At 36.1% G+C, this 19,876-nt stretch carries 12 protein-coding genes; all 12 read right to left on the bottom strand.

Translation table 11 applies throughout. The annotated features are described in order from the left end of the window. Complete coding sequence (locus KO493_RS09220; protein WP_216067667.1) at positions 1-1,596, bottom strand: alpha-L-fucosidase; 1,596 nt, start codon at positions 1,594-1,596, stop codon at positions 1-3. Between the two features lie 101 nt (positions 1,597-1,697). Beyond that, the gene (locus KO493_RS09215) at positions 1,698-3,248 is read right to left on the bottom strand and encodes a sulfatase family protein (RefSeq protein ID WP_216067666.1); all 1,551 of its coding nucleotides are present in this window, start codon (positions 3,246-3,248) and stop codon (positions 1,698-1,700) included. Between the two features lie 108 nt (positions 3,249-3,356). Further along, entirely contained in the window at positions 3,357-4,748 is a 1,392-nt protein-coding gene (locus tag KO493_RS09210; protein WP_216067665.1) for a family 43 glycosylhydrolase, read from the bottom strand. Positions 4,749-4,767: 19 nt separating this feature from the next. Next, a complete protein-coding gene (locus tag KO493_RS09205; RefSeq protein WP_216067664.1) occupies positions 4,768-6,351 on the bottom strand; it encodes a sulfatase family protein in 1,584 nt (527 codons plus the stop codon). A gap of 38 nt (positions 6,352-6,389) precedes the next feature. Beyond that, positions 6,390-7,889 (bottom strand): alpha-L-fucosidase, encoded by a 1,500-nt coding sequence (locus KO493_RS09200; protein WP_216067663.1) that lies wholly within the window; start codon positions 7,887-7,889, stop codon positions 6,390-6,392. A 209-nt stretch (positions 7,890-8,098) separates the two neighbouring features. Further along, on the bottom strand, positions 8,099-9,670 hold the full coding sequence (locus tag KO493_RS09195; RefSeq protein WP_216067662.1) for a RagB/SusD family nutrient uptake outer membrane protein: 1,572 nt from the start codon (positions 9,668-9,670) through the stop codon (positions 8,099-8,101). 29 nt (positions 9,671-9,699) lie between these two features. Beyond that, positions 9,700-12,660, bottom strand: coding sequence for a SusC/RagA family TonB-linked outer membrane protein (locus KO493_RS09190; protein WP_216067661.1), 2,961 nt, complete (start codon positions 12,658-12,660; stop codon positions 9,700-9,702). Positions 12,661-12,691: 31 nt separating this feature from the next. Then, complete coding sequence (locus KO493_RS09185) at positions 12,692-14,206, bottom strand: sulfatase family protein (protein WP_216067660.1); 1,515 nt, start codon at positions 14,204-14,206, stop codon at positions 12,692-12,694. Further along, positions 14,181-15,050, bottom strand: a complete 870-nt coding sequence (locus KO493_RS09180; protein WP_216067659.1) for an SGNH/GDSL hydrolase family protein — start codon at positions 15,048-15,050, stop codon at positions 14,181-14,183. Before KO493_RS09180 ends, KO493_RS09185 begins: the two co-directional genes overlap by 26 nt. 5 nt (positions 15,051-15,055) lie before the next feature. After that, positions 15,056-16,549, bottom strand: coding sequence for an alpha-L-fucosidase (locus tag KO493_RS09175; RefSeq protein ID WP_216067658.1), 1,494 nt, complete (start codon positions 16,547-16,549; stop codon positions 15,056-15,058). Positions 16,550-16,585: 36 nt separating this feature from the next. Continuing rightward, positions 16,586-17,956 carry a sulfatase family protein gene (locus KO493_RS09170; RefSeq protein ID WP_216067657.1) on the bottom strand — a complete coding sequence of 457 codons (1,371 nt, stop codon included), beginning with the start codon at positions 17,954-17,956 and terminating at the stop codon, positions 16,586-16,588. Positions 17,957-18,024: 68 nt separating this feature from the next. Next, complete coding sequence (locus KO493_RS09165; RefSeq protein WP_216067656.1) at positions 18,025-19,836, bottom strand: arylsulfatase; 1,812 nt, start codon at positions 19,834-19,836, stop codon at positions 18,025-18,027. Positions 19,837-19,876 lie beyond the last annotated feature (40 nt).

The raw sequence follows: 19,876 nt of genomic DNA, 5'->3' as shown, positions 1-19,876 counted from the left end.
TTAATACCCTTTTACAGCTTTGCGAACTTGTTTCATAATTTCTATACACTCCGGATTAAAAATGGGGTGCGCTTTAGTAACATCTGGCGTCATGGCTAGATTAATCGTAATAGGCATATTCGCCCGATCGGCATCTTTAAATATTTGGATGTATTTTTCTGCTGAAAACTTAGGTTTTTGGGTGAAAGTTCCGTTTCCTGTTCGGCTAGACCAGCCATCCATATAAAACCAACTCGCTGGATATTGCCCTTCTAATTGTCTGCCTTCTTCAAATAAAAATGCAGGCTGAATTTCAGGAACTCTTCCCGAACCATCAGACACAACCAAATCACTAAACGGTGTTAAGTTTGGAAATAAATTTTGGCTAAAGCCTATAGGAGCATTAGGGTTTCCCGCTTTAATCGCTTTGGCTAGTTTTTCCCACGGTGGATCCAATTGGTATACTTTCCAACCACCATCGTCAATATAACCTGCTGTTGTAGCTAAATCTTCGCCATAGCGTAAACTCACTTCGCGAAAATGATCTTCTAAAAATTTAAAATATCCAGACGGATCTGGTTTCTCTCCATTACCATAGGTGTTTCCGTATAAATCTTCCATACCGCTGTTCGGGTTGTAATACAACATTAAGCGAATATTGTGTTTTCCTAAACCATCTATAAGCTCTCTTATTAAATCTCTTTCGCAAGTAAACCCTGGTTTTATGGCATCAATAGTTTTGCTTGGGCCAGGCCAATGTTGTGTACCATGGGCACAGGTAAAAGTTACCCATGAAGCACCTATTTCGACGACATTTTTAACAAAAACATCCACATCAAAATCATTGACTAATTTTTGATATTGATCCCCTAATTTTGGTCCGCCGTTAAACGGTACCGAACCTGACGAAAAGTGTATAAACAAACCATATTTACCATCAACCATCCATTCTACATCAGCTTTCATTGCTTTTGCACGTTTTTTTATGGCTACTAGCGATTCTGGGCGTACCAATTCTATAGACCAAAAGGCAAAAGGGTTGGGTTTGATGTTGGCATTGGCTTTAATTTCGGCAAGCTCGGCTTCCGTCTTTTCTTTAGCAAAAGTGACGAGTCGAAAACTTATTTTATTGCCCCCTTTTTTTAGCTTCAAGTTTTGTTTTAGGTAATGCCTTTGCACAATAGGTCTTGTATCCCAGTTTTTAATATTGGCTTTTTCGACTATAGTTGTGTTTCCTGAAGTCACCTCAAAGGTGAATTGCGATAAGATTTCGTTACTGCCCGTATATAATAGGGCGATACTATATTCTGCTTCTTCAGGCGCTTCTACTTCCCAGGTCATCACATCATTCTTGGTATAAAATCCACGAATAAAGGCATTGTTAACCACCATAGGAGTTGGGCGCTCTAGGTGATTTAAACTCCCAGTTAGTTCTGCACGAAACCCCATAATGGTGGTGATATCATCCGCTCTTAGCTCCCAGGTTTTTGGCGCCCAATACGGATGACTCCCCCTGTTATTTTCTTTGACTAGATTCTGAGCTAATAATTTTGAAAAAGAAAACAATAGCAGACACACTAGAATTCCAATGGTTTTATTTCTATTTAAATTGCTCATATAGTAAATGTGGTTTTCTTGTTGAAATTGATTCAGAGTATAATAATGAAACCCTGTAATAAATTCAGGTGAACGAAAATCGCTATTTGCGTATAACCAGATTAATTGATAATAGATTCAATTTGCGTCCATCCTGCCATGCCTTCATTGGCTTGAATTTCTCCTGGTGTACTTCTACCATCAAGGATGATTTTCTTTAAGGCCGCTTTTAGCTGTACTGCGACTTCAGGATTTTCGTCAATAACATTTTTAGTTTCACCAATATCATCCTTCAAATTGAATAATTGTAAAGGCGGCAATACCAATTTATTTTTTATAATATCTCTTGGTCTTGGTGCACTCCATCCTCCAGAACCTGGGCAAAAGGCTAATTTCCAATCCCCTTGTCGAATAGCAAATCTACCGTCAATAGAATGGTGCACGGTATATTCTCGAATGGCATTATTACTTTCTCCAGAAATAAGAGGCAGCATACTATAGCTGTCTTCACCTTCAGAATCTGGCATATTATATCCAGCAATCTCAGCACATGTGGCAAAAAAGTCTGTGGTACAAATAACCTTATCTGAAGTTTTATTTTTCAATCCTTTTGCAGGCCACTCCACTATAAATGGCACACGATGTCCTCCTTCATAAATATCTGCTTTGTGTCCACGCAGTGGGTTACTTGGGTCATGACCAAAGGTTTCTAGAGTTTTAAAGTCTGCCTTAGGAGAGCAGCCGTTATCACTTGTAAATACCAAAAGGGTATTTTCTGAAATACCTTGCTTTTTAAGGGCTTCACGCACTTGATTAACCACATCATCTACCTGCATCACAAAATCGCCGTAAATATTCGTTTTACTTTTTCCTAAAAAGGCTTCGGTAGGTAGTATAGGTGTGTGCGGTGCTGGTAATGGTAAGTATAAAAAGAACGGTTTGTCTTCTTTTGCTTTATCACTAATATAGGTCACTGCTTTATCGGTAATATCTTGTAACACCTTAATATGTGAAAAATCATCGGCGGTTAAGCCTTTTCTCCATGATTTCATTCCCTTAGACCTGGTATATTCCGTAGGAACCATCGTTGGCATTTCATTTTCAATATAAACATATGGAGGCATATCTAAGGAACCACAAAACCCAAAAGCATAATCAAAACCATGTGTGGTAGGACCATTTTTAACAGGCTTAGTAAAATCTACACTAAGACCATTAACCTTTAGGCTATCTTGGTCTTTCAATTCCCAATCCCAACCTAAGTGCCACTTGCCAATAAATGCAGTATTGTACCCTTGACTTTTAAGCATATCTGCAATGGTAGTACGCTCTTGTTTTATAAGGGATTTTGAATACCCGTTTAAAACATGTTTTTTAAGCTTAGAACGCCAGTTGTATCGCCCTGTTAATATCCCGTAACGTGTTGGTGTACAAACGGATGACGACGTATGCGCATCTGTAAAAAGCAACCCGTTTTTTGCCATATTATCTAAATGAGGGGTTGGTATTTTACCTTCTGGATTATAAGATTGCACATCACCATAGCCCAAATCGTCAGCTAAAATGTATACGATGTTTGGTTTCTTGGGTGTAGATTCTTTAGGGGATTCTGATTTACATGCTGTAAATAGAATAACCATAAATAGGGCATACAGATTTATTTTTTTCATCATTAATTTAGTTTATAAGCAGTACCTGATTTATAATCAGATTATTTAGTTTTTATTTAGTTGGTTGGTTAGTTGGTTGGTTAGTTGGTTGGTTATCAAATATTACATGTTTTATTTAGTTTCTGGATTCCATTCAAACCAATCTAAGTATACGAGATTATCATCTGGTCCCTCATAGGTTATATATATGGTTTGACTGGTTCTAATTCTATTTAATTCGGTTGAAAGTGTTTTATATTGCTCTAATCCACCAGTGCTAGTAACTGGTATCGAACCGATAACTGTTCCAGATTCACTGTTTATTCTCAGGACGATTGATCCCCCCGCATTTTTTGCTGAAAGCCGAATTCTAAAAGTAAAAGGCTTAGGACTTTTTCCAAAAGTAAGGTCTGAAAACTGCAGCCAATCTCCATTTTTCAACGGCGCAAATTTCTTTTGATTTTCTGCGGAAGCTTTCATGCTACCCTTTGATTTTTCAGAATAAGATTCGCCTTCATAACGTAAATAACCATCAGGTTGTTCAGAAGCGCCTATATTCGTTTCTACCTTTTCCTTTTTTACTCGAGGCGGATAAACAGGTGCGGTAATTTCGACATCTGCATCTAAAGTATAGGTGATTGGTTCTACCGTGCCATCTGCACGAAAGGTCATTTTATCAAAACATACCGAACGCTTATACCGATTACCATGATTCACATCACCCCTATGATAAAACAAATACCACTCATTGTTAAACGCAATAACCGATGTATGATTTGGTGATTCGGGAGAATTTGGGGCAAGTTCCCCTTTTAAATCAGCGTACTGTGGTAAGGGCGAATCTGCCATCCAATATTTGGTGACCGGCCCTACGCGTGCACTGAAATAATATATGCCATTACGCTTAAAAACATGAACAGCTTCATTCACTGTTTCTTGGCTTAAACGTACCCATGGCCCATCTAATTCTACCATATTATCTTTTAATTTGGCTCCCATAATATGTGAGCCTTCATCTCCAATATCGACCCAATGATCGTTACCGTAAATATAGGCTTGGCCGTCGTCGTCAACAAAAACAGTAGGGTCGAAAATTGTCGCTATTTCATTTTTTATTGCTGATTTCCACGGTCCAACGGGAGTTTTGCTTTTTGCCACGCCAACATGAGTAATATCACTAGGGAAATACCAATAGTACCAACCGTCTTTGTAAGCAGCATCTGGCGCATTCATATTAGATTGGGCATACTCAAAGCCTTTATCCAATTGCGGGTCTAAAGAAACGCTATGATTAATCCAAGTTTTTAAATCGGAAGACTCTAAAACCACATAATCTTTCATCGATTCATAGTTTATGGCATCGGGCTGATCATGTGAACAGTACACATATACCTTACCATTAAAAACCTCTGCTGCTGGATCGCATACATAAAGAAAATTAGAATCGCCTTCTTTAAGAACTGGGTTTTGGGCAAGGCCTAATTGGCCAATAATTAAAAAAAATATTATAAAATTAGTCTTCATATTAACGCGCGAGTATTTACTAGTTTTCAGTTATAAATGCTGTTTGTAACCAAGGTCTATCTATTGGATCATTCTTTTGAATTTTCCCTGGTGTACTTCTACCATCTTTTATCTGTTTAATAAGCAGTCTTTTTAATTCTTCAACTTTTTCTGGATACTGTTGTGCTACATTTACTTTTTCTCCTACATCATTTTTTAAATTATATAGGATATGTTCAGGACGTTTTTCATTAAGTTTTTCAGGCCTTCCATTTGCAGTAACTCCAGAATTTGGAGATTGGATTAATTTCCAATCGCCTTTTCTAATAGCAAAAATCCCTGTTTTACTATGATGAATAGTGGCTTCTCTTTCAAAGCCTTTTTCTTGATTAAAAATAGGTAACATGCTGTAACTATCTTCTGCCTCGTTGTCTTTTAATTGATAGTTCACGATTTCAGCACAGGTTGCCATAAAATCTGTAGTACAAACGGTTTCATTAGACACTGAATTTGCTTTTATTTTTTCAGGCCATTTCACCAAAAATGGCACACGATGTCCGCCTTCTAAATAACTACCTTTATTTCCGCTATAAATATAACTTGGATTATGACCTTTTTTCGCCAGTACAGAATAATTGGCATTAGCTGCACATCCGTTATCGCTTGTAAAAATGATGAGTGTATTATCTTCAATACCACTCTCTTTAACAGCCTTGAAAATATTCCCCATTAAATCATCTATCATTAAAACAAAATCGGCATAAGGGTTAATCTTACTTTTACCTTTCCAAGGTTCGATTGGTAAAATAGGATTATGAGGCGCCGGTAATGGTAAGTATATGAAGAAAGGTTTTTCGCCACCCGCGTTTTCTTTGATATATGAAATAGACTTATCTACAAACACTGGTAACACTTCCTCGTGAACAAAATCTTCTGAAATATCACCTTTAATCCAATAAGCATAATGGTTTTTAGCTCTTTTTTGTTCTGAGATTCCAGTTGGCACCTTCACTACTTTATCATTCTCTATATAAACAAAAGGCGGCATGTTTAGTGAGGCCGCAAGTAAATAGGAATAATCGAAACCAAGATCATTGGCGCCTTTAACTAGCGGTTTAGAATAATCGATACGATCAAAATCATATTTATCCTTAATACCTTTATAATACTCATAATCTTTAACCCCGTCTTTGGTTGCCCAATTGAGGCCGAGGTGCCATTTTCCAATATTAGCCGTTTTATAGCCATGTTGTTGTAGTAGGTCTGCAACCGTATATCGGTCATCTTTAATTAACATTGGTGAAGTTCCCCATGTTACAAATTGTTTTAGGGGTGTTCGCCAATTATAGCGCCCTGTTAAGATACCATAACGTGTTGGTGTACATACTGAAGAGGACGTATGCGCATCGGTAAACACCATACCTTCTTTCCCCATTGTATCTAAATGAGGTGTATGTATTTTGCTGTTTTCATTATAAATACTTAAATCTCCAATACCTAAATCATCGGCTAGAATATAGATGATATTGGGTTGACTCTTTTTTGAAGATTTATTTTGTGCTGTACTTTTAAGTACACATACACTTACACAAAGAAAAAGGGCTATCTGTTGTAATTGACTCATATTATCTTAAATTAAAATTAATTCTTGGGTGATGCATTTTATTTTGAAACTGTAATTCGAAAACCATTTACTATTTTACCAGGCAAATGTGATGGCAATTTTATATTTAGCCCTTGTTTAGAGCGTGACCATTTTACTTTTTTCTTACTTCCCATAAGTTCAACGCTGACAATATCTTGATCTAAAACACCATTTTTTGCCAATGCTGTTATAAGAATATCGTTAGTTGGTATGGCTAAAACAAAGGCGTATAGTATGCCATCCTTTGTAGTAAACCTTATATCTTCTTGCGAATAATCGTTATGATTTTCACCTTGGCGACCATCTTTTACTTCTAAAGGTCCCTCTCCAAAAATTTTCCATGGACGCGAACCATAAATACCATCACCGTTAATCTTTAAAAAATCACCAAAAGCAGTAAGATAGCCCAATTGTTTTTCTGGGATTGTTCCGTCACCCTTTAATGCAACATTAAGCATGACGATACCATTTTTACTAATGGCATCAACAGCATTACCTACCATTACTGGAACACTCATCTTATTAATGGAGTTTTTATTATAAAACCAATCACCTGAAAGATCTGTTGCCCATAACCATGCCTCTTGCTTGATTTCTCCTGCGCCACCACGTTCCAGATTATAAGTGAAAGCCTTTCTATCAATCGTTTTATCTTTAAGAGAAAGCACTACGGTTTGTTTACCGTTGTTTTCTTTTAAATCACGATTTAAATAATCTGAAAACAGTTTTACACCTAATCCTTTCCCTGGTCCTATTTTAGGGAAAGGCGCATCATTATTAAACATATCTGGATCGTACTTTTCAATAATTTCCCAGCAACGGGCATACCAGTGTTCGTTCCAACTGTCTTGAGAGGCATATCCTTTTGCGCTATAATCCATATTAAAAAGCGTCCACTCTGGAGTCCCTTCTTTTTGATATCTACGTGCCGGCGACCACCAACCTGGAGACCAATACAAATGTGTTGATATCCCAAATTTTAAACCTTGTTTTCTTGCGGCTTCTTTCCATTCGCCTAGAACATCACGTTGTGGCCCCATATCTACAGAATTCCAAGAGTGTGATGAATCATACATATCGAAGTTATCGTGGTGTGTTGCTACGGGCATAATAAAACGTGCGCCATTTTCTTTAACAAAGGACACCAACACCTCTGGATCCCAATTTTCCCCTTTAAATAATGGGATTAATTTTTCGTAACCAAACTCATCGATTGGACCATATCGTTGTGTATGCCATTCCGATAATTCTTTTGCCAATTTTTTTCCTCCACCATACATGTTTCGACCGTACCAAGATCCATCTAATGGTCGATCTTCATCTACTGCAGAAGGAATCCCCCAATGAAACCAAACACCTAATTTACCATCCTGTAACCATTGAGGTACATGATAATTAATTGACATGGATTCCCAATTGGGTTCTATGTTTTTTGAAATGCCACTGCTTTTTGTTTGACCAAAAGTGACAAGTTTACAGAGTAAAAAAATTACTACTGAAATTTTAAGTTTATACATTGACGAAAAATTATTACTAAATATTGTGGTCTTTGTGAAGTATCACGTTAGATACTGGAAAGTACTATACTACTTTTCATTAATTTAATTATTTCGTTTAAATCACTTATTCCTAATAAAAACAAATGCATTGAACAACAAGTGTCCAACGCATTTATTTATCTTAAATATTAAATCATATTACATGATCTTAAATGAACATTTTAAGTCTATTCCCAAAGTGGGTTTTGCGTTAAAGCACCACCAATATCTCTACTTTGCTCTATTTCACTTAGAGGTATAGGTAATACATGGTATTTCCCTACAGGAGCAGCTGAAATTATTGCCGCTTCTGCTTCAGCATATTCAATAGCTGTAGCATTTGCACCGGCAGCAATTTCTTTAGCAGGTAATTCGATAACCGTTTTCTCAAGAATTCCCCAACGTACAAGGTCTTTTTTACGACCCCAGTACCCATCTGAAACTAATTCCCAAGCGCGTTCGTTACGAATATCTTCCATTGTTATTGAAGTATAATCTGCTAAACCAGTTCTTTTTCTTACCGTATTAATAGCGTTAAGAGCTGCTTGAGTAGATCCATTTAACATAAACTCAGCTTCTGCAAGCAATAAATAAGCGTCTGCTAATAAGAATACACGAGCGGGCTCACTTGAATTATTATTTGCCTCAGAAAATGACAATAAAGGATCTACTGTTGGCACTGGAGCACGTTGAAATTTAGGAATGTATACCCAGTTGAAGTTAGCCACTGTAGTACTATCTTGTAATAGTTGACTATCCCAAACGTTGTACAATTTTCTTTTATCATTATTATCAAAAGTAATGGCAAAACTTCTTCTTAAATTAATTTGAGAAGCACCTACATTAACACCTATTTCTGTCATAGCCGTTCTAGTATTACCATTTTCAGATTGTCTACGGTAATGTGCTGAAACCGGGTTAGAACCATGTACATCTATCAAGTATTGTCTACCATAAATAATTTCATCATGCATTTCATTTCCTTCACGGTGCATGTCTGCGTAATCATTACTTAAAGCATGAGGTGAATTGTTTGTAAGTGCAAGAAGTTCTGCATGCGCACCTTTCCATTCGTTACGATCATCTTTAGCTAACCACACATGACAATGCGCTTTTAACATACGTGCAGCCCAAACTGTTGGTCTTCCTTCATTTTCATTCCATTTCTTCGTAGATAAATCCCCTGATGAAATGGCTTCTTCTAAATCTGAAATCAATCCTTTAACTATTTCATGTGCATCTGTTTTACCCAGTAAAGAAACTTCTTCAATATTAATCAATTCATCTCTCCAATAAGGTACATCTCCAAATTCTACTACAAGTTTTAAATAAACAAAAGCTCTAAAGAAAAGAATTTGAGCAATTGCATTCCCCTTAACATCGTCAGGTAACGAAGATCTTTCAATACTTGCTAAAAATGTATTCGCATCTCTAACTACTGTATAATATCCGCTCCAAGTGTTATTAACACGACCAGTATCTGGAAAATATTCATAACCACCAAATCTTCCTGCAGCCGACAAAGGTATTCTACCTGAGTTACCAATATCTGTACCTAAATGTTGAAGAAATCCTGCTGGACCAGAGGCGTCATCTGTTAATTTATTTAGAGCCAAAGTGACTTCTTCTGCATTTTTAAAGAAAGTATCAGGTGTTAATAAACCTTTAGGATCTTCATCTAAAAAATCGCTGCAACTCACCATGCTACCCAATAATATGGTAACTACGGTTATCATTATATATTTATATCTGTTTTTCATTATCTTATTTTTTAACAATTAAACTTGATTTAAAATTTAACATCAACACCTAAAAGGATTGATCTATTTTTAGGGTATGCAATACCGTCAAAACCACGAGCAAGACCAGATCCAGTATTTACATCTGGGTCAAAACCTAGGTAATCAGCGTCTTTCAATAAGAACAAGTTAGTTCCTGTAATATAAGTTCTAATTTTACTAATACCAGCAACTAAATCATTAGGAAATGAATACCCTAATTGCATCGTAGTAAGTCTTAAATAACTTGCATCTTGTACATACAAACTACTAGAACGATCATAATTATAAGTATCAAAACCAGGGTAAAGTGCATTATCAGGAGTTTGAGGTGTCCACATATTGTTTCTCACATGAGCAAAACTATTTACTGTAGTTTCAATAGATCTGAACATTTCTTCGTTGTAGTTTTCATTACCCACACTAAATGTAAAGAATGCTGCTAAATCAAAGTTTTTGTATTTCACACTTGTTTGAAAACCTCCATAAAAATCTGGGTTAGCATTACCAATAATTGTGTCATCATACTCTGCAGTGTAAACACCATCTGGTTCTCCGTTTGGCCCACTAATATCTCTAAAAATAGCCTCACCAGTTGCAGGGTCAAAACCATCATATATGGCTCCAATAAAAACTCCAAAAGGTTGTCCTACACGTAATTCACTACTACGGTCATTTGCCGGAGCCCCTAACCTCTTAGTTTCTATAAATGTACTTTGACCTAAATCAAGTACTTCATTTTCATATTTAGAAATTGTAAGAGAAGCATCCCATTGGAAATCCTTTGTTCTAACAAATACGCCATTTAAAGAAACATCAATACCTTTGTTTTGAACCGCACCAATATTTGTTAATTGCGTATTAAAACCAGTAAAGCCCATTTGCGGCTCATTTAATAATAAGTCCTGTGTTTTTTTGTAGTACACATCTACCTCTCCAGAAAATCTAGAATTGAACAAAGAAAATTCTAATCCAAGATCGTACTGATCTGTAGTCTCCCATCCTAAATTAGGTTTTGCTAATTGCCCTTGCGTTACACCAGGAACTCTTACACCATTAACTACGATAGTATTATTTGTGATGCCAAAGTTTGCAAGAGTTACAAATGGATTTGCTCCTTGATTTCCTGTTTGCCCATAACTCACTCTAAGTTTAAGAGCATCTACAACGTCTAAATTCTGCATAAAAGGCTCCTCTTGTATTTTCCAAGCAGCACCTACTGATGGGAAGTTATTCCATCTGTTATTGATTCCTAATCTTGAAGATCCATCCCTTCTAATAGAAGCGGTAAGCAAGTATTTATCTCTAAACGAATATTGTACTCTACCTAAAATACCTATTAAGTGATCTTCAGTATAACCCGTAGATGTAGAAACCTGTTCTGCTGGTGCTAATTGAATGGCATTTATACCAACGCCATCACTTGGAATTTGACTTGCACTAATGTTTGTCGTTTCTCTACTATGTGTTTGGAATGTAACAGCTCCTAATAAATTCAAAGAATGGTCTCCAAATGTTTTATTATAATTAATACTGTTCTCATTTAAGAAATCTGCATCATAAAACGTATTAATATTACCCGAAGCTAAATCACCATTATTGTTGATTTTAGATGGGTTAACAGATGGTATAAACCTATGACGTTTGTTATAAAGGAAATCTCCACTAAACGTTGATTTTAAAACCAAGTTGTCTGATAAAGTTGCTTGAATGTATGTATTTATAAAAATTTTATCAAGGGTTGTATCATCTTGGTTTAATTGGGCATTTGCCAATAAATTATCTGTTTCTGTACCTAACAGTTCACTGCTTCCAGTAGTATAGTTTCCTTGATCATCAAAAGCTGGTTTAGATGGATCATGTCTTAATAAACCTTGAAAGTTAACATCATTATTGTCTCTATCGGTTCTAGAAAGTGCAATATTTACCCCAGCCTTAAAAACTTTTGATATTTTTGTATCAATATTAGTACGTAAACTATATCTCTTAAAATCTGAACCTAATACTATACCTTCTTGGTTTAAAAATCCAGCTGATACGTAATATTGCGTATTTTCACTACCACCACTTACAGATAATTGATAGTCAGACATAACTGCCGGTCTAGTCATTGTTTCTTGCCAATTGGTTTCAGTACCTGGAAGGTTATTCAAGTCGTAAGGCAAATTACTTTGGTCTGGATGGATATTATTACTCCATGTTGCGAACTCAAGTCTATCTTGTACATCTATCTCACCTGGTAACGTTTGGATCCCTGAAGATGCCTTAAAGTTTACAACTGGTTTACCTGTTTTACCTTTTTTGGTTGTAATTAAAATAACACCATTTGTTCCTCTTGCTCCATAAATAGCGGTTGATGAGGCATCTTTTAAAACCTGCATAGATTCAATATCGTTTGGGTTCAATGACGAAATATTTCCAGCACCTACAAACCCATCAATTACATATAGTGGTCCATTCCCACCTGTAATTGAGTTACCACCACGAATAATAATATCTGGCGTTGTACCAGGCGCTCCTCCATTAGAAGTCACTTGAACACCCGATGCTCTACCTTGAAGTGCATCCTGTACAGAAGCTACTGGAGCCATTAAAGCGTCATCAGTGTTAACCACAGAAACAGAACCAGTTAAATCCTTTTTCTTAACGGTTCCATAACCGATTACAACAACCTCTTCTAGAGCAGAAGCATCCTCTATCATAGTGATATTAATTGAAAATGATTCTCCAACTTTTACTTCTTGTGATTTGAATCCTACATATGATATAGTTAATACATCACCCGATTTAGCTTCTAAAGCATACCTACCATCAAAATCTGTAGTTGTACCATTGGTTGTTCCTTTTACAATTATGGTTGCTCCTGGCAACGGATTACTGAAGCTATCTGTTATTGACCCAGTAATTGTCTTGTTTTGAGCAAAGACAGATACTGATATCATAAAAACAATAGCAGTTAAAATTTTTTTCATAATTAATTTAGTTTAAATGTTTAATAATAGTTTAATTTAACTTTCGTTCAAATAATGAATCGTATTTCTTGTATCCATTATAATTTACACCTTCGTTTTTCCAGTGTGTTAGTTGTTTGTCATACAGTTTTCTCATTTTAGTTAGTTGTGATTTAAATTTAGTTATACTTGCAATATTTTCCAGTTCATAAGGATCGTTTACGATATCAAACAATTCTTCTGTTGGGTATATGTTATTGGCTTCATCTTTATAGTACCAATAGATGTATTTGTACCTATCGTCCATTACGGTTAAACAGTGTGTTGCTTTAGGCCCCCAAACCTGAATGATTGGAAGTGATGATCTTATTTTCGTCTTAGGATCTTCAACTAAAGGACGGATACTCTTACCATCATATATACTAGGAATTGAGATTCCAGCATAATCCAATATGGTTGCAGGAATATCTACATTCCCAGTTAACGCACTAGTACTTTGCCCTTTATCTTTCTGACGTGGATCTACAATTATTAGCGGTGTTCTAGCACCTTCTTCATAAGGTAAAACCTTAGAACCTAAACCGTGAGAACCATTAAAGTAACCGTTATCTGATGAAAAAATTATGATGGTATTATCATCAATATTCAATTTTTTCAATTGTTCTAACACCATACCTATCGAGTAATCTACACCATAAATAAGTTGATTGTATTTACGTAAAGCCTCTTGGTAAGTCTCTTCTTCAGAATACCCCCACTCTACAAATCTTGGGTATTGTCTTCCCATTTTTGATTGTTTGGCTAAATGCTCTCCATTTTCTCTACCATAGTTAGGAAGTTTATCGAATACCACATCTTTGTAAACATCATCAAACATTGGGTCTGGCTCAACCGGTCTGTGTGGTGCTTTAAAATACACACTCATACAAAATGGTTTATCCTTCTTAACAGACTCGTTTATAAAGTCGATACTGGCGGCGCCGTAGGCTCTTGTACTATGCGGGTATTCTTCTGCATATTGAACCATATATTTATTTTCAATGGTTTTGTATGAAGTTTGGTGCGAACCTCCACCCCAAAAATCAAAATCATGTTTTGCTACTTCGCCTTCTTTTTTCCAACCTCCGTTAGTATCCGAAATCGAGAAGCCAAACTTACCAGCAAAACCTACACGATACCCTGCCTGTTTTAATAATACTGGATAAGAGGTAGACCATTGTTTGGTTCCTAACGAACCATGATCGAAATTGCAACCCGTTTTATATTCAAACTGCCCCGTCATAACATTCGCTCTACTTGCCATACAAATAGCTGTTGTATTGTAATGTCTTGAAAACACAACACCATTGTCGGCTAAAAGATCCAAATTAGGAGTTTTAGTTACCTTGTTTCCAAAATCCCTTTGCGTATCATAGGATTGATCATCTGTAAAAAAGAAAATAATATTAGGTTTCTTCGCTTCTTTCACTTGTGAATCACAAGATTGAAGTCCGAATAGACTCAAGGTTACTATTAAAAAAAGTACATTTTTAAACATCATATTATTGTTTAGTAATTTTACTTTCATAAGCTTTAAATTTCGCTATAATCACATCTACCGACGGACAATCATTTGGTTCAATATCTAGGGCTTGTCCAATCATTTTAGCCACTTGAATACCTTGTAACCTAGAGCCTGTTGCATTATAATGAACATTCCCTGGTCCTTCAGCATATTGCTCTAATACTGGTTTTGAAAAGGTGTGTAAATCATTAATAATAATATCTGGATGATTTTGCATCACTTTCATAGCCACCTTATTATATTTAACCGCATCTCCTTGTACTCTTCCTTCTTCTCCTTCTGGAACTGGGGTTGTTGTAGCAAAAATTAATTTGGCTGTAGGATAGGTTGCTTTAAGGTATTTGATGATATTTTTTAGATTTGCTTCATAGTCTTCTAACGAAGAAACTTGCTCACCTTTTTCTTTATTTAACTTTCTATTGTATAAATATTTTAAATCATGTAATCCCACATTAAAGTGAATCACATCCCAAGAAAACGACCAGCCTTCCTTTAAAAAAGGTTGAAATAAAGCTTTTCTGAAGGCTTCTATTCTTTTAATGAATTCTGCGCTCGAATTTCCGTTGATATGCAAACGCATCACATCGGCTTTACCTTTTAAAGATGCTCTCACGTATTCGGTATACCCAATAGAAATAGAATCCCCATAAATAAACACTTTAGGTAAACCTTGGGTAGGTTCTAAATATCTAAAAGGGTAGCGTGTCGCATTAAATTTACTCAGGTTTTTCCAAGCGTGAGCACAAGCTTCGCACGATGTATTAATAACCGATCCCAACATGCGAACAGGTACAAATAGCGCTAAACCTAAGGCTCCAATTAATTTAAAAGACGATCTTCTATTCATTTTTTTTATAATCCAATTTTAAGTGCATATCCATTTGGATTCTCTTGTGCGGTACCTAAATTAACCTCTAAACCTGCTTCGGTTTGTTTCCATTCCAATTTAGCATCACTACCTAAAAGACTAACCGATTTTACAGTTCCTGCATCATTTTTAGTAACACTTTTAATTAACACAGCTTCTTTTGGCTTTGCTAATGAAATGGCATAAAGGGTATTTTCTTTTTGCGTAAACCAGAAATCACTTGGTGTGAATTCAAACTTTAAACCTGCTTTTTTAGCACGATCATGAGTTCCATTCATTTCTATTTTTGTTGGCCCTTCATGAGTTACTTTCCATTTTCTTGTGTTGTAAATCGCTTCACCGTTTACATCTAAAAACTTCCCTACTTCTAACAAATTTGCAACTGATTCTTGCGGTACATCACCCAAAGCATCAGGTCCAATATTTAGCATATAATTTCCGCCTTTACTCACAATTTCTGTTAACCAGAACAGTAATTCTTTTACAGATTTCCAATCATGATCGTAAGACTTATACCCCCAAGAGTTATTAGTTGTCCCAACAGTTTGCCATGGTTTAGTAATCGCTAAATGATCACTAGGAATTTTATTATCACCCGGGATATCAAAATCACCTAAGTCATTACCTACTCTAGAATTTACTAACATATTGGGCTGTAAATCGTAAGCTATTTTATAAAATTCTAAACTTTCCTCCGGCGTTACATAGTGTGGATAATCATACCACAATGTGGTCATGTTAGGAAATTTTGTTAGTATTTCCTTTACCTGCGGATACGCTTTATTTTCTAAATACTCCGTAAACGTGTTTGGGCTAGGATCCCAAGTATTCACTCCAGCTTTACGTTTTACACGATCATGTAATTCGCCTCCAGCAGCTAAATATTCTGCAAGACCACAGTCGTTGCCATCCATCCAATCGATGTTATGTGAATAATACAATCCGAAATCGATACCGTACTTTTGACAAGCATCATATAATTCTTGAACGATGTCTTTAGGATATGGGCTCGCATCAACGATATCATATGCACTTACTTTAGAATCGTACATCGCAAAACCATCGTGATGCTTTGAAGTGATTACTAAATATTTCATCCCAGCATCTTTAGCCAGTTTTGCGATGGCATCTGCATCAAAATGAGTTGGGTTAAATTGAGGTGCTAATTCGGCATATTCAGCTCTTGGAATTTGCGCTCCGAATTGAATCCATTCTGCCACTCTAGGACCTCTTAATTCCTCCATTTTTTTACCTTTCCAAATACCTCCAGGAATGGCATATAAACCCCAATGAATAAACATACCATATTTAGCATCATTAAAAGCTTCTTTAGCTTCACCTTTAGACGCATTCATTTCATCGTACGTTAAAGGTTTTGCTTCTTCTTGTTTTTGCACAACACTCTTAGCTTCCTTCTGTTTACAACTTGCAAAACAGAAAACAAGCACTAAAAGTCCTATTTTTATTCTATGTAACATGGCGTTTATCATTTCTAACCGTTCTTATCTTTTTTCTTATTTTCTAACAGAAGACAAACAACTTGGTCTTGGTTCTGTTGGTAAAGTTGCTTTCCATGCCTTAATTTCCTTTAAAAGTTTTTTGGCTTTTTTAGGATTACTAGTAGCTAAATCATGTTCTTCTTTCCAATCTTTTTTAAGATCATATAACTCATATTGATCTCCAGTAATATCTACAACTAATTTCCAATCCCCATCTCTCACACCTAAAGTTGGCCAAGTATATGCTTTACTAGTTCCGCCTTTCCATTCCCAGAAAATCGGCTTACTTCTTTTAAATGATTTTCCTTTAAAGGCCTCCATCATACTTTCACCATCTGGTTGAAAGTCTTTAGGCATCGTGATATTTGCAGCCTCTAAAAATGTAGGCAACAAATCCACTGCAGTTACCACAGAGGTATCATCTTTTACACCCTTTGGGATGACTTTAGGCCATTTTGCTACAAATGGAACACGAATACCTCCTGCGAATAAAGATCTTTTCTGTCCTTTAAGTCCGCCTGTTTCTCCTACTGAATAATATTTCCCTAAGCCTACAGGATCACCTTTATGTTGTTTTTCATCTTCTCCACCTTCCCATTCTGGACCGTTATCTGTAGAAAATACAACCAGTGTATTTTCATCAATATCTAATTCTTCCAATAATTTTGTTATTCTTCCAACAGCTTCATCACCTTCTGCTATAATTGAAGCATAAACTTGTTTCTGTTCATCTAACTCACCAAACTCATTCATAAATCGTTCTTGCGGATAATGTGCTGTATGCGCTTCATGTAACCATAAATTGATGAAAAAAGGCTTGTCTTTATGACGTTTGATAAAATCTTCAGCATAATCCACACCTATAGAACCAGCCTTTGGAATATCGATGGTTTTAGAACCATTAAATGTGGCATATTCATCGTAACCGTATTCATTCTCCTTTGGTGCATCTTTAGAAGACCATCCTAGATGCCACTTACCAAAGTGTCCCGTTACATAACCTGCTTTTTGAAATTCTCTTGGCAGTGATATATCATTTGGATCCATCCAATCTGGCATCCCTCTCTTTTCATGTGCTTTCCAACCTTGAAAATGTTGATGTACACTCTGCCTTGCAGGAAATTGACCTGTCATAACAGCAACTCGGCTTGGTGAACACACTGGGCTGTTTACCGTAAAATTGGAAAAGTCCATCCCTTCCCCTATCATATTATCAATGTGTGGTGTATCTACCCAAGTACTACCATGTGCACTTAAATCACCATAACCCCAATCATCTGCAAAAATGAAGATAATATTTGGCTGATCTGCTTTAGACTGCGCTTGTACAGCAGCAGTCCCAGCAGAAATTAAACACATTAAAAAAATAAATAATTTATTGTTCATTACTTTTATTTATGACTCCAACACTTTGACATGTTGTTATTAAAATTTTATTCAAATCGAAAACTGTTTTAGTTTACAACCGATTTTTCTACGTTTATATAAAATGCATTCGTTAATTCACCACTTTCTAACTCAAACCAAGCTAATAGTTCGGTTTTTCCTTGTGGTACCACTAATTTTAAATCTGCCGATTGGGTCGCATTATTAACGTCTATAGACACTTCTTTATCACCTATTTTCACGAAAGCCTTTTTAAAAGCTAAGGCTTTACCTCGTACTCTAGGGTCTGTTGTTTCGGTGGCTGGAATTTCGTCTGGAATTTCTGCGCCAAGTGATACACCACTCTCTGCTGGCCAACGTCTTAATTTAAAAGTATAGTTTCCTGCTTCAACAAAGTTCACGAAGAAAGGCGCTGGTTTCATTGGTGCACCTAATCTAATCATTCTTTGATTCCAAGGCGGATAAAAATCTATAGTTCTTGCATCATGACAGGTAATAACTTCAACCTCATCTACACCTAAATCAATTGTGGAATACTTAGTTTCTTTAATAACGCTTGCCCACCAAGTCTCATAAAAAGCATTCATAGCTGCAACGCGTTCTGGATGATCTTCCGCTATATTATTAGTTTGCCCTGGATCTTCGGCCAAGTTGTATAACTCGTTTCCTTTAATTAATCTCCAGTCACCCTGCATTACACAACTATTTTTACCTTTTTCTGGCCATGAAATACGTTGCGTATCTGTTACTAAATAACGTTCCTTAATATTAGAATTTCCTAATAGGTACTCACTAACATCTGTTCCGTCGATAATTTTCTCTGAAGTAAAATCGATACCCGCTAATGATGTTAAAGTTGGTAACATGTCTACGTGGGCCACCAAATCTGACAGTGATTTTCCACCTTCTATGTTTCCGTTTGGCCATCTAATAATAAATGGTACGCGATGTCCGCCTTCATATTCACTAGCCTTTGTACCACGCATTCCCGCATTATAGCCGTGAACCTCACCTGTTTCTTTATCTACATGGTAACCATTTGATGTTCCATTATCGGTAGTAAAAATAACAATGGTGTTGTCTGCTATTTTTAATTCATCTAGCTTGTTTAAAAGTGCCGAGAAATTATCATCTATATTAGTGATCATCCCATAAAAACGCTTTTGAGTTTCTATAAGGCTTTCTTCGTCTTTATATAAGTCGTAATATTCTTGAGGCACATTAAATGGTGAATGTGGCGCATTTAAACTTAAATAGCATAAAAACGGATTGTCCTTTTTATCCTCAATAAATTTTATAGCCTCATTGAACCAAACATCTGTACAATAGCCTTCAACTTTTTCTGGTTTTCCGTTTCTTAAATAAGTATCATCAAAATAATCGTTATTCCAATGGTCTGGTGTTTGGCCAACACCTCCACCTCCGTGGTAAAATGCTTCATCGAAACCACGTTCCTCAGGAACAAACGGATGGTTATCACCTAGATGCCATTTTCCAAACATTCCTGTTTTGTAACCATTATCTTGAAAAACATCTGCAATAGTTATTTCTTCTCTATTTAGCATAGAAGCTCCCATTATGGTGTGCCACACTCCATTTCTATTACAGTTTCTTCCTGTTAACAAACCAGCTCTAGTAGGTGCACAAGTGGTACCAACATGATAATTTGACAAACTTAAACCTTCGGTTGCAAATTTATCCATGGCAGGTGTTTTGATGATGGTGTTCCCATTATGGGCCATATCACCATATCCTTGATCATCGGTAATTACAACAATAATATTAGGTTGTGTTTTAACAGCCTCTGTCTCTTTCGTTTTACACGAAACTGTAATCGATAATAAGGCTAAAACACCTAAAAATTTGGTTAGTTTTGTCATGGTTTATTTAGTTCGTTAGTTCAATTTTGTTTAGAGTATA

This window comes from Pseudotamlana agarivorans, from assembly GCF_018860245.1.
Classification (GTDB): Bacteria; Bacteroidota; Bacteroidia; order Flavobacteriales; family Flavobacteriaceae; genus Pseudotamlana; species Pseudotamlana agarivorans_A.
This window is presented reverse-complemented; position numbering and strand designations above follow the sequence as displayed.

What these genes read in the sequence shown, in the direction of transcription:
- KO493_RS09215 (WP_216067666.1), bottom strand. Translation starts at nt 3,248, where the DNA reads ATGATGAAAAAAATAAATCTGTATGCCCTATTTATGGTTATTCTATTT.
- KO493_RS09175 (WP_216067658.1), bottom strand. Translation starts at nt 16,549, where the DNA reads ATGTTACATAGAATAAAAATAGGACTTTTAGTGCTTGTTTTCTGTTTT.
- KO493_RS09195 (WP_216067662.1), bottom strand. Translation starts at nt 9,670, where the DNA reads ATGAAAAACAGATATAAATATATAATGATAACCGTAGTTACCATATTA.
- KO493_RS09220 (WP_216067667.1), bottom strand. Translation starts at nt 1,596, where the DNA reads ATGAGCAATTTAAATAGAAATAAAACCATTGGAATTCTAGTGTGTCTG.
- KO493_RS09190 (WP_216067661.1), bottom strand. Translation starts at nt 12,660, where the DNA reads ATGAAAAAAATTTTAACTGCTATTGTTTTTATGATATCAGTATCTGTC.
- KO493_RS09205 (WP_216067664.1), bottom strand. Translation starts at nt 6,351, where the DNA reads ATGAGTCAATTACAACAGATAGCCCTTTTTCTTTGTGTAAGTGTATGT.
- KO493_RS09200 (WP_216067663.1), bottom strand. Translation starts at nt 7,889, where the DNA reads ATGTATAAACTTAAAATTTCAGTAGTAATTTTTTTACTCTGTAAACTT.
- KO493_RS09170 (WP_216067657.1), bottom strand. Translation starts at nt 17,956, where the DNA reads ATGAACAATAAATTATTTATTTTTTTAATGTGTTTAATTTCTGCTGGG.
- KO493_RS09210 (WP_216067665.1), bottom strand. Translation starts at nt 4,748, where the DNA reads ATGAAGACTAATTTTATAATATTTTTTTTAATTATTGGCCAATTAGGC.
- KO493_RS09180 (WP_216067659.1), bottom strand. Translation starts at nt 15,050, where the DNA reads ATGAATAGAAGATCGTCTTTTAAATTAATTGGAGCCTTAGGTTTAGCG.
- KO493_RS09165 (WP_216067656.1), bottom strand. Translation starts at nt 19,836, where the DNA reads ATGACAAAACTAACCAAATTTTTAGGTGTTTTAGCCTTATTATCGATT.
- KO493_RS09185 (WP_216067660.1), bottom strand. Translation starts at nt 14,206, where the DNA reads ATGAAAGTAAAATTACTAAACAATAATATGATGTTTAAAAATGTACTT.